We start from the raw sequence: 13947 nt of genomic DNA, 5'->3' as shown, positions 1-13947 counted from the left end.
AGAGATGACTCCAATTTCCGGATTTTTTAATACTTCATTGAGTTTTTGCTCTCAATACTAGACTATTTTTCTTGTTCTTTTAAGGACTGAATCTTCTCTGATATTTCATTCAAGACTTGATTATACAATGCTAACTTTTTATTCAGTTCCTCAACCCTCGTATCGATTGAACCATTGTTATGTGGTTGTTGAGAATATTCACCTTTCAACCGTTCCAATTGACCGATGACTTCATCGAATGATTCAATTTTTTTGGTAGAATCTTTTCCTTGTTTCGTAAATGACTTGTTGCTTGAAGGCTCACTCTTCAAGTTTTTCCGATCTTCTTTTGCAAGAGCAATCGCCTTACTATATTGCTTCCTAATATTGGCATTCCACCGAAACCCGCAAGCCTGAGGTGTCCTCGAGAGTTTATTTGCAACCTCCTGAAACGCTTTCATCTGTGTTTTGCCTTCTCGTATGTACCGAATGACTGTTTCGGCTAACAGTAAATCTTCATCTTTTGTCCATGAATCTTGACGAGTTACCACACATCTTCCCCCCTTAGCCTAGCTACTGTATTAAATATTTATGCATAGGCTTAGGAAGATAGACGAAAAATATAATAATTATAGGATTGCTTTTAATTATTTGGAGAAAAATCGATTAACAGCTTCAATATGGGCTTCACTCTCCCAAAGCTTGCTGCAGGTAGCCACCTCTTCATCCATTTCAAATATTAATTGCTCAATAGAATGGTGTCGCAACCATTGAGCTTTCCAGCTTCTTAATTGTTCTACACTTTTTGAAAGGAACATAGTTAATTCTTCGGCATGGGGTACGAATTCTTGATGAATAACTTTTTGTATAAATCCCGCTTCTTCTAATTCTTTCACACTTTTTATTGCTGATTCGATTTGCCAATAATGAGCCTGTTGAGGGTGTATTCGTCTATAAAGTAACGATCCGCCTCCCCAACCGGTAGCAATGCCTAGGTTTCCTTGTACAAAACCATAATTTCCATTCTCTGATGCAAAGCGAAAATCACAGGCAGATGCAAGTTCCATACCGCCACCTCGCGCAGAACCGTTCATCCAGGCAAGCGTCGGAAAAGGAAGAGTTGCAATTCGATATAAAACTTCTTGCATCGGTTTTAACAACTCATATGCTTCGTCAGCCTTTAAATGGCCATGGAAATCTTTTAAGTCGCCCCCTGAACAAAATGCTTGCTGTCCTTCACCTGTTATGACCAACAGTTTTATGTTGTCGTTATTCTCCAATTCGGTTATGTATTGAGCGAATAAGGAAACAACTTCTTTAGAAATCGCATTTCGTTTATTCGGTCGGTTGATCGTTAGTACCGCCAGACCATTTTCATATCGTTCATATTTCAATACTTGTTCCATAAAGGATTTCCCCCGTCATTTAATGTGCTATTCGAAGATAGAAGTGAATTTTGGCGTGCTGTCCCTGAATAGAGTGCTTCTAATCAAAGATAGAGGTGAATTTTGATGTGCTACCCCTGAATAGAGCGCTCCTAATTGAAGATAGAGCGATATTTTAATGTGCTATCCCCGATTAGAGCGCTTCTATTCGAAGATAGAACTAAATTTTGATACGCTATCCCTGAATAGAGCGCTTCTAATCAAGGGGAGTGCTTCATTTTGGCGATCTATCCACGAATAGTATTTACCCCAACAAATATTTTGAGCCAGTAATTTTAAAAAAGATGCCTCTTATTTGTAAGAGACATCTCATTTATTCTAGCTTTACTTTTCTACAACTTCTTCACCTTTGTATTGTCCACATTCTTTACATACGTGGTGTGGTTTCATCATTTCGCCACAGTTAGGGCATTCAACCATACCAGGTACATGTAGGTTTTTATGTGTACGACGTTGGTTTTTAACTTTTTTGGAAGTTCTTCTTTTTGGTACTGCCATGATTCTACACCTCCTCTAATGAATCAACAAATCCATTTCATCATTCATTGTTTTGATCTTTATCAAAAAATTTCTGTAACGAAGCTAGACGCGGATCTACCGGTTTATCTTCTCCGTTATCTTCTTCATGAGTGATTTCTTGCTGTTCGATATGGGTGTCTTCGGTTCGCATTTCCCAACCTTCTCCCTCATCTTCTGCTTCACTCAATTGTTCTTCATCACTATATACCCGTACAGGGACTTCCAATAAAATATTTTCCTTGATATAAGGCGCTAAGTCAAGTACTTCTTGCTCAATTAAGAAAATCTCTTCTTCTTCCGATGCTACATAATCCACTTTCGTGAAATTCTCTGTCGCATCAACCGAAAAAGGATACTTAACATCAACTAGCGTTCTTGCGCAAGGTAAAATCATCGTCCCTTTTAGGTTCAAATCAAATTGATAAACTTTACCGACCAATGTAGCTTCTCCGTCAACTTCCACATCAGAAATGCGACGAATATCATTATTCATCTCTTCCAAGTCAGAAACATCTAGACTACCTTGGAACGTGTAAGGTTCATGTGCTTTGATTTTTTGAAGCGGTATAATCATTGTTTATCACCTCAAGGCAACAAGAGTAATTTTAAAAGGAAATACACCTTTTGTCAATATTTTTTCTTAACAGCAGGAAAATATTTTTATCCATCCTTGATTTTTTCCTTTGTTTCCTTCTAAATTATACTTAAAGAATGAAGAAAGGGCGAGGAAAATGCGTACTTGTGGACTGATCGTCGAATATAACCCTTTTCATAACGGACATGCATATCACTTGGAACAATCCATTCGTAAAGCAAATGCAGATGTCACCATTGCAGTGATGAGCGGAAATTTTCTTCAGCGTGGTGAACCAGCAATTACTGATAAGTTTTCCCGAACAAGAGCCGCTTTAACAAGTGGTGTTGATTTAGTTGTTGAATTGCCTCATGTCTATGCCTGTCAATATGCTGATCTTTTTTCCAAAGGAGCGATCGCCACATTAGACGCTTTAGGTGTAGAACAAGTATGTTTTGGAAGTGAGTCTGGAAATATACAACCCTTTTTAGATGGCTATAATAAATGGTCTACTGGAAAGGCGGTTTTTGAAAAAACGTTAAAAGAAGCCTTAACGAGCGGCTCTTCATTTCCACAAGCTAGCAGAGAGGCATACCGAAAGCTTAATCTAACCTCTGATAATTTCGACTTGAGCCAACCAAATAACATCCTTGGCTTTAGTTATGTGAAAGCCATTAAAGAACTGAATGCTAACATCGAGCCCGTAACAGTAAGAAGAACTAAAAGTCATTATCACGATGAGGAAATCGAGTATTCAATCGCGAGTGCTACGAGTATCCGGAAAGAACTGTTCAATCAGCATCTCATGACTACTCACGCAAAGCAAGCGATGCCACAATCGACAGTCAACGAGTTAGAAACCTATCTACAAACAGCCGGGCGTTGGCATGAATGGGAGGGTTATTTCTCGTTACTTCGGTATATCGTCCAAGTAACACCGATTGAAGGTTTACAACAAATACATGGTGTTATTGAAGGTCTTGAGTATCGACTAAAAGAGACAGCTGATAAAGTGAATAATTTTCATGAATGGTTGGAACTCTTAAAGACGAAACGATATACATACACACGTCTTCAACGCGTGTTTGTCCACTTGTTAACCCAGCTTAAAGCTGAAGATATGCTTAAAGCTACGGAAACCGATCAAGTCCCTTACGTAAGAATTCTTGGAATGAATGAGCAAGGCAGATCCTTTATCAATAAGCAGAAGAAAAAAATGACTGTGCCACTCATTTCAAATTTACAGCAAATGACCCATGAATTTTTGACAATTGAAGAACGGGCAACGAATGCTTATTACGCCATCATTGAACCTGAAGTAGGTAGGGAATTAAAAAAACAAGAGTTAACGGGACCGATCTTACTTTAATTTCCTTACAATCAGTCCATTAAAAGTATCCGTATGCATAACTTTAAATCAGCTTCCGATGAATAGAAAAATCGGAAGCTTTTTCATGCGTTCCATGCACCGCTTCCGATTTCCTATTTATTCTTCCTTTACAGGCAAGCTTTCCAAGTAATCAACAGCATCTTGAAATTGATCAATTGGTATAATTTTCATATCCGTTTCAATGTCTTCCGCCGTTTTTTTGGCCACCTCATAGTTAGAGCCTTTTTTTCCACCCTCGTTAGGAGCAAGAAAGATGTCAGCCCCTGCATCGTCTGCAGCTACTACTTTTTTATCAATACCACCAATCGGATAGACTTTCCCATCATAATCAATTTCACCTGTAGCTACAATTTGATAACCTTTCGTTATATCTTCATCTACAAGTTGATCGTAAACCTCTAAGGAAAAGATTAACCCTGCACTTGGTCCACCAATTCGGCCGCTGTCATAGGTCACCTCACGATCATGAACAATTTCACGATCGGTTACAAGCGAGATTCCAATACCAGGACGGTCAAGTGTATCACCTAAAGGGACTAATTCAACTTGTAAATCCATTTCCTTATCTTCTCGGCTGATCGTCAAATGCAGTTCATCACCAACTGATTTTGATGAAGTAAGTTCAATGACTTCTTCTGCCGAATTGACTTGCTGACCTTCGACTTTAACAATTTGGTCACCCGATTGTAATACTCCTTCAGCAGGCATATCTTCCATTACCATGCCGACATAAACACCTTGATAATTAATCGTCAAATCTTCTCCAGCTGCTTGAAAAGCGACAACTGTCGCTGCCTCTTGAGAACTTTCCATGAAGTGTAACTGCGCTTCCATATATTCATCTTGGCTGATTCCTTCTGGTCGGACATCTTCCAAATCATAGATATCAAAATATGGACGTATTTTTGCCATTAGATAAAAAAGTGGGGTTGCTTGACCACCGCGTACGGTTACAAGGTTCATTTCACCTTCGCTGTCACTACCTTCTTCTACTTTCACTACACCATCCAATGCCCGTATGTCACCTGGCTGGTAAATGTAATAGTCCAATTTATAAAAGCTTAAAAAGAACGTAATCGCTAATGTTACCACTAAAACTAATATATGTTTTCGTCTAAAATACATTTATTGATCCTTCCAATCTGCAATCATTTTTTTGATGGGATCAAGATATTTGACAGCCTCAATCTCACCTTCTCGAATGATTTCTTCAATTTGAGTATAGTTTCTAGAACTATACTGATAAACATGCGGACGCATGACAACTTCAGCGTTCATGATTGCTTGCTGGGTAATATCATCTTGCATAATATCAATACTTTGCATAATCACATCATAAATCGTGTTTACATCAGAGTTGCTCTCAAACTTAGAGCAATCTACGGCAATGACCAAATCCGCTCCCATATCGCGGACGACAGAGATTGGAACACGGTCAATTACGCCCCCATCAACTAGCATGCGGCCATCTATTTCTTCTGGTGCGAATATACCGGGAATGGAAATGCTTGCTCGTACAGCTTTCGCAACGCTACCTTCTTTCAAAACAACCTTCTCTCCACTATAAATATCTGTAGCAACTACATGGACTGGAATTGGAAGTTCTTCTAATTGTTTTTGATACGTAAACATTTGGATATATGTTTTGATTCGGTCACCTTGAATTAATCCTAATTTTGGAACAGTAAAATCCATAAAATATTTTAATTTAAAGGTCGAAGCGAGCATATATAAATCCTCAATCTTTTGGCCTGCACCATAAAAAGTCCCGACTAACGCCCCCATACTGGATCCTGCTATGTAATCAATCGGTATGTTCGCTTCTTCTAACTTTTTTATTACGCCTAAATGTGAGAAGCCTCGAGCCCCACCGGAACCTAGCGCCAAACCAATTTTCGGTCTTGCCATATGAACGAACTCCTCCACTCTTCGTCAGTTCAATGCATATCTGAATGATGTACAAGCGTATATTTGAACCAGGTAGTTATTTACAAGTTTATTTTACTATGTACAGGACTATTCGTACAGTCAGGGTACTTCAGGGAGGAACCATTGTGAAAGAACACGTTAAATCACTCGTTATGGCAATTTCAGCTTCCTTTTTAGGTGTGTGTATTATTCTTTTTCCTGAACAATCCTTTGAGGCTTCCTTCCGAGGTATTCAACTTTGGCTCGAAGTCGTCTTCCCTTCCCTGCTTCCTTTTTTTATTGTAGCAGAATTATTAATGGCCTTTGGAGTCGTTAAATTCATAGGTGTTTTATTAGAGCCGATGATGCGACCGTTATTCAATGTTCCAGGGACAGGCGGTGTTGTTTTAGGTATGGGGTTAGCCAGTGGATACCCAGCCGGCACGAAAATCACAAGTCAGTTACGCAAAGAGAATGTGATTAGCAAAACAGAAGGAGAGCGTTTAATTTCCTTTACGAATGCTTCTAATCCCCTTTTTATTTTTGGTGCCGTCAGCATAGGGTTCTTCCAAAATGCTAAAGTAGGCCTACTGCTTGCAGTCAGTCATTATCTTGGCTGTATATTGGTTGGTTTGTGCATGCGTTTTTATAAGAAGAATGAGCGCTCTAGCGAAAATCTAGAAAAAAACACAAAAAAAGAAGGTCTGCTTATCAAGAGAGCGTGGAAAGAACTCCACACTCACCGCTTGGAACATAAGCAGACACTCGGACATGTGCTCGGTCGAGCCGTCACATCAGCTATTCAAACATTATGTATGATTGGTGGTTTTATTGTTCTCTTTTCAGTACTTAACCGAATTTTATACCATACGGGTGTGACTGTTCAATTGGCAGATTTGTTGAACTCGATTTTATATCCTTTCGAGAATCTTAAACAATTCACATTGCCAATCATCTCAAGCATATTTGAAGTCACAATTGGTTCCCAGTTGATTACACAAACAGAGCATACGACAATTCTTGCCCAATTGATCGTTGTCAGTGGAGTTCTTGCATTCAATGGATTATCCATTCATGCGCAGATCGCTTCGATTGTAGCAGAAACGGATTTACGATTTGCTCCATATTTCTTTGCTCGATTCTTACACATTCTTTTTGCTACATCTTTAACATTCATTCTCTATAAGCCACTCTACGTGAACCGTTTTTCTGAATCTACAAACGAACTACCGGTTATACAGCCTGAACCAAATCCAAGTTGGTTCAGTCAGTTTTATGAACATTTCATTCATTTAGGGCCAATCTTTACGATGCTCACATTGATTACATTTTGTATTTATATGATCTACAAAGTCAAAAAGGTTCCGACACGTTGAATAATTCTATTGTTCATATTTTTTACGTAACGCATTTTCTACAGCTTTCGGTACTAAATCAGAAACGTCTGATTGATATCTTGCCGCTTCTTTTACAATACTGGAACTTAAAAAGGAATACTGATTATTTGTCATCATAAATAAAGTTTCCACTTCAGCATTCAGCTTACGGTTCATTGAAGTGATCTGCATCTCGTACTCAAAGTCACTGACAGCACGGAGGCCACGTAGAATAGCTGAAGCGTTTTTTTCTTTGGCATAATCAACGACGAGGCCTTTACTCTCATCTGCAGAAACATTCGGTAAATCCTTCGTTGCTTCTTTGATTAGTTCAATTCGCTCTTCAACTGTGAATAAAGGTGACTTTGATTGATTCTTAAATACAACAACAATCACTTCTTCAAAAATCTCAGCCCCGCGTCGAATGATATCCAAATGTCCATTCGTGATTGGGTCAAAACTTCCTGGACAAACTGCTATTTTACTCATTTGTCATTCCCCCTCTGATAATAACGATAAATGGTGATCGATGTTAAAGATGTCTTCGAAGATTGTTTTTCTTTTAAAAATAGACGTGTGCTCTCAGGCAGCACTTCATCTTGATTATGTTCACACACGATAAGTGCATTGTCAGCCAACACTTTTGCATCATGCAAGTTTTCAAATATATCGTCAAATGATATTTTTCCATAAGGTGGGTCGAGAAATACATAATCAAACTTCTTATCCCTTTTCCCTGCAGCTTTTATTGCGCGAAAAGCATCTGTTCTATAAATCTCACACTGTTCAGTTAATTTTAATTGACGAATATTCTCTTTAATCAATTTATTGGCTTGGTAGTCTTTGTCTACGAATATAACATGATCCATGCCACGGCTTAATGCTTCAATTCCTAAAGCACCGCTTCCAGCGAAAAGATCCAGTGCAGTGCCACCTTGAAAATAAGGTCCGATTGAATGGAAAAGTGCCTCCTTCACCTTATCAGAAGTAGGTCTCGTTTTTTTATTTGATACCGTTTTTATCGGGTGACTCTTGTATTTTCCAGAAATAACTCGCATGAAATTCACCTTTTCAAGAAGTTTATGTATATCTTTGAATGATTCTGTTAAGGATATTCACAAGAGCGGTATTAGAGGAACCGTTCTATACGGAGAAGTCTTATCATTCCCCATAAGTACTTCTTCCGGTTTCTCCTCTCCCTTTTTGTACTCTTTGTTATGCAAAGAGACCTTTTGCTCTTTTTCATTATGAAAAAGAGCTTTTTTTATGAACAAAAATGTAAGCGGTTAAATGTTTTGCCTAAACAACTAACACATATTTATTGTATATCCATCACTTACAACAAAATGTCCTGCCATTCAGCAAATTCTTTTTCATTTTACCAAAAAGTCTGCTTTCTTGCGAATAAATTCACAAACTTCTTTTGACATGATAGATTATAGGAAGATTCTTACGTGAGACATGAAGTTAGACGAAACAATCGCGCACAATGAGGAGAATGATTATGGGACAACGATTTATTCAATTGGGAGAAGGCTACAGCGACTTTTTTGAATTAGTGACTCTCATCGAGCATATGCCACAACGGGTAATGCACTTATATGCTTTTCATACAAAAAAAGATGGTGAAGATCGAACTTCTTTAGCGGCATCTTTTCAACCGACCAAGCAAGGTAATTTCCAACCGATCTATATTTGTTTAGAAGGAATACCCCGCCCGAATGACGTTGATAAAAATGTTCGATATGAACAGTTTCAAGAACTAGCTGAAAAATATCAGCTCCAAATTGTCGAAATGGAGGTCCCTTCTTCTGATCAATATCATGAATTAACTTTATATTTTAATCAATTGATTTCTATTTTACGGCTTAACCATTTGCTTCCGCCGTTATAAGAGCATAAAAATAAGCTCCAAAGTGTATGTCGTACATACTGCTTTGGAGCTTTTTGTATTAACTAGTCCTTGGGAAGCTTTCCAACTCCCCTTGTCTTTTGATTGGCTTTTGCCGATGTTCAAACTCCATTTCAACTTCAGGTCTAAACGAAATATCCACTCGCTTAACGAAGTTATAGTTTTCAGCTTGCTGTTTCACATCCTCAAGCTCATCTTGATCTACGTAAATCAATGCGTATTTCTTTTTCTTAGAGGCATAGATTAAATGCCCTAAACGCTTTAATTTGCGCAAATTCTTCATATGTCTAAACCAAATAATAAGACCTTGTCGCTTTGTGAACATCATCTACCCCCACTTTTCACGCTATATCGTCTAACCATTCATTAGGAAGCTTGACAGCCGCATGAACCACCGCTGCCACATCCGCAGCCGGAACCGTGATCTTTTAATGCAAACCCTTCACGTGGCGCTTTTATGTTCTCACTAATTGAAGTGGCCACAATTTCGGAAACATCGTCCAATAAACCTTGCAGTGCTGTTTCTTTTTGACGAAATATGGCTACACGGTCGTGCATGTCGAGCTCTCTTTTCGTCCCTCGAATTTCCTTCATAATTTTTGTATAGTCTGGGTGGTAACGACCAAAGCGCTGCACATCTTCATAATCATCTTTCATCGCTACAAAATTATGAATGAGCTGTGCAGCTCCCTCGTCTTTATATAAAAGATCTTTCTCTATCTGATAAGCTTCATATTCTTCTGATTGCTTGATCATTTGACCAAGTTTCTCAGCTTGCTCGAGTAATTCAATAACTTCAATATTGGCTAGCACTCTGACACCTCCATAGGGCTATCATAACAAAATGAAAAGCATTTTACCATGCTTTTACTATTTAGAAGAAAGGGCCCATATGAGATCCCTTGTTTTGTCGCTTCGATTGATTTACTTGGTCTGATATGCGTTGAATTTGTTCCATCGTACTGGATAATTGTTTGACATGCTTTTCAATACGGTCAACATCCATTTCAGATAGTTTATGCAAAATATCTTGCCATTTAATTTTTTGGCTCGAATCTTTTTGTTCATCCCCCTCTGCTTTTGATTCAATGTCTTGTTGAAACAGGATAGCCGCTTCGCCATATTGATCCCACTCATTATAGAGTGATTGCCAATCATATCCGTCTTTTTTCAATTGCTCGAATAATTTTGGTTTTTCACGAACAAAATTACGAAACTCTTGGACCCGTTTCGGCAATATAATTCCTGACATTTTCATCCCTTCCCTTACATTGATGCTATATACTACGTACAATCAGGCGATTTGGTTCAAAGAATCAATTATGTCTAATTTGTTACACATTGCTGATAAATCCCCATTAACAATTGATTATTGATGAATTTCATACTATGATAATCTTAGTGAGAAGATATAGAAGAGGTGATTGAATGAAAATCGAGAACAAGAATTTTGATGGAACAGTAATTCACCAAGAACCGTTGACGCATATCATGGAGAAAAACGGCTTTGTGTTAGGTTCTCAGTGGGATTATGAACGTATGACTTTTGATTATAAAATAAACTCAACTTTAAAAAATGTTACTTACTACCTACGTGTAGCAGGGGAAGCCATTGAAGGTGACGTTGATTTTAAATCAGCAGTCATTCGTTTGAAAGAACCATACTTAGGTACACATTATTACCCACACGGTGTAGAGTATGGTGAAGATGAAGAATACCCTCAACAAGTATTGGACAAAGTTGATCGGGTTATTCAAAAGCTTGGCGATGACTTACAAAAATATATGGAAACTCATTAAATTAGTTTTAGTGAAAACTTCATTTCATTCAAATACAGAATGGAATGAAGTTTTTTTGTTTATACTGATTTAAAAAGAGCAATTACATTTTTTTGTTGCTACTTAACAACAACATATCAGACTTTTGGGTGAGTCACTTGTGAATTGAAAATAAATTCATATTATTTCTTTTATTTGTTGTTAGCATTTTGCCGAACGTGGTATATTGTACTTACACAGTATTATGAAGGGAGTTTTATATTTAAGTGGTAAGAAATTTAAATAAAAAATATTGGATCATTGCTTTACTCATTATTCTCTTCATTTTATTTTTATATTTTATCTTGCCAATCTCAATACCTCTCATACTAGCATTTCTGACAGCTCTTGTTTTAAACCCTTTGATTCGTCTCTTCATGCGAAAACTGCGGTTAACTAGAATGACATCAGTATTGATTGTTTTTTTCGTTTTTATCCTATTCCTCGGAACAATCGGTACATATACAACGATAAAAACGATTGGTCAGGTCGTACACATGGCTGAAAACGCGCCATCTTATATTTCAAATGTTGAAGACGTATTGGTCGATTTAAGAGAAGATATTGAGTCGTATACGAAGGATTGGCCGCCTCAATTTATTCGAGAAGTGGAAGAACGAGCTATTCAAAACTTTGATAATTTCCAAGCACAACTAATGGAATATATTGAAATCGATAATATCGCACAAATTTTTGTTAAAATACCTGAATTTTTGGTTGGTTTAATCGTCTATTTAATTGCGCTATTTTTGTTTATGCTCGACTTGCCATTGTTGCGAAATAAAGTTTATTCATTCCTCTCTGAAGAGTCTCAAGAAAAACTGAAATACATGAATGCCAGGTTATCTCATGTGTTTCTCGGATTTTTTAAGGCACAATTTCTCGTTTCATTGATAATCCTTGGTGTTACTTTAGTAGGTTTGTTATTTATTACACCTGAGATTGCGATCATCATGTCAATAACCATTTGGCTTGTCGATTTAATTCCAATCATCGGTTCTATCATTGTTCTCGGTCCTTGGGCATTATATATGTTCATCATTGGAGACATTGGCATGGGGATACAACTTTCCATATTAGCAGTCATATTACTCGCTATACGCCGAATCATAGAACCGAAAATGATGGGCCATCACATCGGCTTACGTGCCCTACCGACATTAATCTCTATGTATCTGGGCTTACAATTAATTGGCTTTGTCGGGTTCTTCCTTGGCCCATTAGTTGTCATCTTATTCAACTCAGCTCATGAAGCAGGAATCATTCGGTTTAAAGTGAAATTTTAAGTTAACTAAAGACCTCAATTTCAGTCCTATATGACTAAATTGGGGTTTTTATATGCAACAAAGACTGTGACTTAGTTAGTACGACATTTTCAAATATCGCTATTACACTCGAACTACTTCACGCTTGTTTAAATTAAAAAACTCCAGGAAGAGACTAAACGTCTTTCCCTGGAGATAAGCACTTATGGTATTAGAAAATTGCTTTAAATAAGCTCGTACTGTGCCCACCGTCATAAAGAACGTATAACAACAAGTAAACGGCAACACCTGTAATCGCTGTAAAGAACCAAATAATGCTTGTATAAGGTCCGATTTTACGATGTTTAGTAATCTTTCTTTTAAATGCTAACGTAAGGGAAATTATTCCGAAAACCCCTCCCGTTGTAGCCAAGAAAATGTGAAAAATTAGGAAAATAGTATAATAGATTTTTATATCATCCGGACCACCAAACGCTGTGTTTCCTATAAAGATCGTACGTGACATATATAGGATGAAAAAAGACAGCGCTGATATAGAAGCTAAAATCATTGTAATTCGATGAGCTTTATATTTTTTCTTTGCGATAAATATCCAACCGATTGCCACAAGTATCGCACTTAATATGATAAAGAATGTACTGATGGTTGGTAGAAATGGCATTTAAAATCAACCTCTTTCTGGTGTGATGGTTTGCTGTGATGATGGCAATGGATCGATTCCTCTGTTTTCACTGTTATACCAAGCATAAAACAATGCAGCTAAAACGCCACCGTATATAAATTCTTGGGATACTTTCATCACGATTCCCGCTAATTGTTGATCATTGACTAAATCAACATTCATAAATATTTGTGGTCCACCAAGATTTAAACCTTGTAACACCTCAACAGGCACACATAGCGCCAATGCATTCATAAATGCATCTGGTTGCGAATAAGTCGCATATAATGGTGCATCAGCGAAGATGATTAGTGCACACGATGGTGTAATCAATAAGCCACTTCCAAAAATATAAAAAATCTTATAGAGCGGTCGAATAATTACACGTTCTTTAAATGGTGTCATTAACGGCCACCAGAAAAAGAATGCTCCTACAAAAATCACCAATGTAATGCTCCAGTGTACAAAGTTATTCGTTTTGGAAAAATCCAAAATCACCGGTAAGTGATAAAACGAAAACAATGCGTGGAATACAATAATCGCAATTAGTGGCTTGGTGAAAAAATTCATAATCGGACCAATGGTGCGATTGTTAAATACTTTTCTCCACCATTCTTCTGGAATCCCTTTGATCACAAGCATAGGCATAATCAAGTAAAAGATTACCATTTGCAACATATGAACTGAAAGAAAGATATGGGACATGAGATATAAAGGAGCACCTTTAATTAGATAAAATAATGTAAGTGCTAGATAAAACCAGAGCTGTTGCTTTCCAGCCGGTCTCTCCTTCAACCCTGCCTTCTCTTTTAGCGGGCCGGTAAATAAGTAATATAATAAGCCTAATAAAATGGTTATGAGTAACGTTAATGGATTCCAAAGTGCTTGGAAACCAAATATTTGTAGTTTATCCCACATTTTTGAATTCACCTCGGGAGTTTTGTCTATTACGTGTTTACCTCAGTATACAACATATTTTCTTTGTACTCGACTCATAAAACCAACGTTTGAAAAATTGTAATAATTGAACTACCCACCACTTAACAAACTACGGTTGTTTGAAGTGGGGGATTCCTAAGAACACCAGCGTAACCGCCAGT

The 13947-nt window shown here is 37.5% G+C and carries 18 protein-coding genes; 5 read left to right on the top strand and 13 right to left on the bottom strand.

Translation table 11 applies throughout. The annotated features are described in order from the left end of the window. Positions 1-62: 62 nt before the first annotated feature. The 4 genes from FPQ13_RS02020 to FPQ13_RS02005 all read right to left on the bottom strand — a co-directional run bounded on the left by FPQ13_RS02020 (position 63) and on the right by FPQ13_RS02005 (position 2517). Entirely contained in the window at positions 63-530 is a 468-nt protein-coding gene (locus FPQ13_RS02020; protein WP_144087644.1) for an RsfA family transcriptional regulator, read from the bottom strand. A gap of 96 nt (positions 531-626) precedes the next feature. Then, positions 627-1385 (bottom strand): enoyl-CoA hydratase/isomerase family protein, encoded by a 759-nt coding sequence (locus tag FPQ13_RS02015; RefSeq protein WP_144087643.1) that lies wholly within the window; start codon positions 1383-1385, stop codon positions 627-629. A 363-nt stretch (positions 1386-1748) separates the two neighbouring features. After that, on the bottom strand, positions 1749-1922 hold the full coding sequence (gene rpmF / locus FPQ13_RS02010; protein WP_144087642.1) for a 50S ribosomal protein L32: 174 nt from the start codon (positions 1920-1922) through the stop codon (positions 1749-1751). A gap of 40 nt (positions 1923-1962) precedes the next feature. Further along, complete coding sequence (locus FPQ13_RS02005) at positions 1963-2517, bottom strand: YceD family protein (RefSeq protein ID WP_144087641.1); 555 nt, start codon at positions 2515-2517, stop codon at positions 1963-1965. Positions 2518-2674: 157 nt separating this feature from the next. On the opposite strand from FPQ13_RS02005, the gene FPQ13_RS02000 reads away from it, so the two are divergent. After that, a complete protein-coding gene (locus FPQ13_RS02000; protein ID WP_144087640.1) occupies positions 2675-3886 on the top strand; it encodes a nucleotidyltransferase in 1212 nt (403 codons plus the stop codon). A gap of 117 nt (positions 3887-4003) precedes the next feature. Here the strand turns inward: FPQ13_RS02000 and FPQ13_RS01995 are convergent, their stop codons facing one another. After that, positions 4004-5032, bottom strand: a complete 1029-nt coding sequence (locus FPQ13_RS01995; RefSeq protein WP_144087639.1) for a SepM family pheromone-processing serine protease — start codon at positions 5030-5032, stop codon at positions 4004-4006. Beyond that, a complete protein-coding gene (locus tag FPQ13_RS01990; protein ID WP_144087638.1) occupies positions 5033-5815 on the bottom strand; it encodes a patatin-like phospholipase family protein in 783 nt (260 codons plus the stop codon). 146 nt (positions 5816-5961) lie between these two features. Here FPQ13_RS01990 and ylbJ point away from each other — a divergent pair, with 146 nt between their 5' ends. Further along, the gene (ylbJ, locus tag FPQ13_RS01985; protein WP_144087637.1) at positions 5962-7191 is read left to right on the top strand and encodes a sporulation integral membrane protein YlbJ; all 1230 of its coding nucleotides are present in this window, start codon (positions 5962-5964) and stop codon (positions 7189-7191) included. Between the two features lie 6 nt (positions 7192-7197). Here ylbJ and coaD read toward each other — a convergent pair whose 3' ends face one another. Together coaD and rsmD are read right to left on the bottom strand one after the other, a co-directional pair. After that, on the bottom strand, positions 7198-7680 hold the full coding sequence (coaD, locus tag FPQ13_RS01980) for a pantetheine-phosphate adenylyltransferase (protein WP_144087636.1): 483 nt from the start codon (positions 7678-7680) through the stop codon (positions 7198-7200). Then, the gene (gene rsmD / locus FPQ13_RS01975; RefSeq protein WP_281281184.1) at positions 7677-8258 is read right to left on the bottom strand and encodes a 16S rRNA (guanine(966)-N(2))-methyltransferase RsmD; all 582 of its coding nucleotides are present in this window, start codon (positions 8256-8258) and stop codon (positions 7677-7679) included. Before rsmD ends, coaD begins: the two co-directional genes overlap by 4 nt. Before the next feature lie 437 nt (positions 8259-8695). On the opposite strand from rsmD, the gene FPQ13_RS01970 reads away from it, so the two are divergent. Beyond that, positions 8696-9085 carry a DUF7147 family protein gene (locus FPQ13_RS01970; RefSeq protein ID WP_144087634.1) on the top strand — a complete coding sequence of 130 codons (390 nt, stop codon included), beginning with the start codon at positions 8696-8698 and terminating at the stop codon, positions 9083-9085. 58 nt (positions 9086-9143) lie between these two features. Here the strand turns inward: FPQ13_RS01970 and FPQ13_RS01965 are convergent, their stop codons facing one another. The 3 genes from FPQ13_RS01965 to ylbD all read right to left on the bottom strand — a co-directional run bounded on the left by FPQ13_RS01965 (position 9144) and on the right by ylbD (position 10355). Continuing rightward, the gene (locus FPQ13_RS01965; protein WP_236782462.1) at positions 9144-9428 is read right to left on the bottom strand and encodes a YlbG family protein; all 285 of its coding nucleotides are present in this window, start codon (positions 9426-9428) and stop codon (positions 9144-9146) included. 41 nt (positions 9429-9469) lie between these two features. Beyond that, positions 9470-9916, bottom strand: coding sequence for a YlbF/YmcA family competence regulator (locus tag FPQ13_RS01960; RefSeq protein ID WP_144087632.1), 447 nt, complete (start codon positions 9914-9916; stop codon positions 9470-9472). Between the two features lie 61 nt (positions 9917-9977). After that, entirely contained in the window at positions 9978-10355 is a 378-nt protein-coding gene (gene ylbD / locus FPQ13_RS01955) for a spore coat protein YlbD (protein WP_186279517.1), read from the bottom strand. A gap of 176 nt (positions 10356-10531) precedes the next feature. Here ylbD and FPQ13_RS01950 point away from each other — a divergent pair, with 176 nt between their 5' ends. Both FPQ13_RS01950 and ytvI read left to right on the top strand, forming a co-directional pair. Further along, positions 10532-10903: a YugN family protein gene (locus FPQ13_RS01950; RefSeq protein WP_144087630.1), complete on the top strand. Its 372-nt coding sequence runs from the start codon at positions 10532-10534 to the stop codon at positions 10901-10903. A 245-nt stretch (positions 10904-11148) separates the two neighbouring features. Further along, complete coding sequence (ytvI, locus tag FPQ13_RS01945; protein ID WP_144087629.1) at positions 11149-12207, top strand: sporulation integral membrane protein YtvI; 1059 nt, start codon at positions 11149-11151, stop codon at positions 12205-12207. Positions 12208-12397: 190 nt separating this feature from the next. Here ytvI and FPQ13_RS01940 read toward each other — a convergent pair whose 3' ends face one another. Both FPQ13_RS01940 and ctaG read right to left on the bottom strand, forming a co-directional pair. Next, the gene (locus tag FPQ13_RS01940) at positions 12398-12847 is read right to left on the bottom strand and encodes a DUF420 domain-containing protein (RefSeq protein ID WP_144087628.1); all 450 of its coding nucleotides are present in this window, start codon (positions 12845-12847) and stop codon (positions 12398-12400) included. A gap of 6 nt (positions 12848-12853) precedes the next feature. After that, complete coding sequence (gene ctaG, locus FPQ13_RS01935) at positions 12854-13765, bottom strand: cytochrome c oxidase assembly factor CtaG (protein ID WP_144087627.1); 912 nt, start codon at positions 13763-13765, stop codon at positions 12854-12856. Positions 13766-13947 lie beyond the last annotated feature (182 nt).

Source organism: Allobacillus salarius (assembly GCF_007559425.1).
GTDB classification, from domain to species: Bacteria; Bacillota; Bacilli; order Bacillales; family Alkalibacillaceae; genus Allobacillus; species Allobacillus salarius.
Note: the sequence above shows the minus strand (reverse complement) of the source record. Positions and strands in the feature narration are given on the sequence as shown.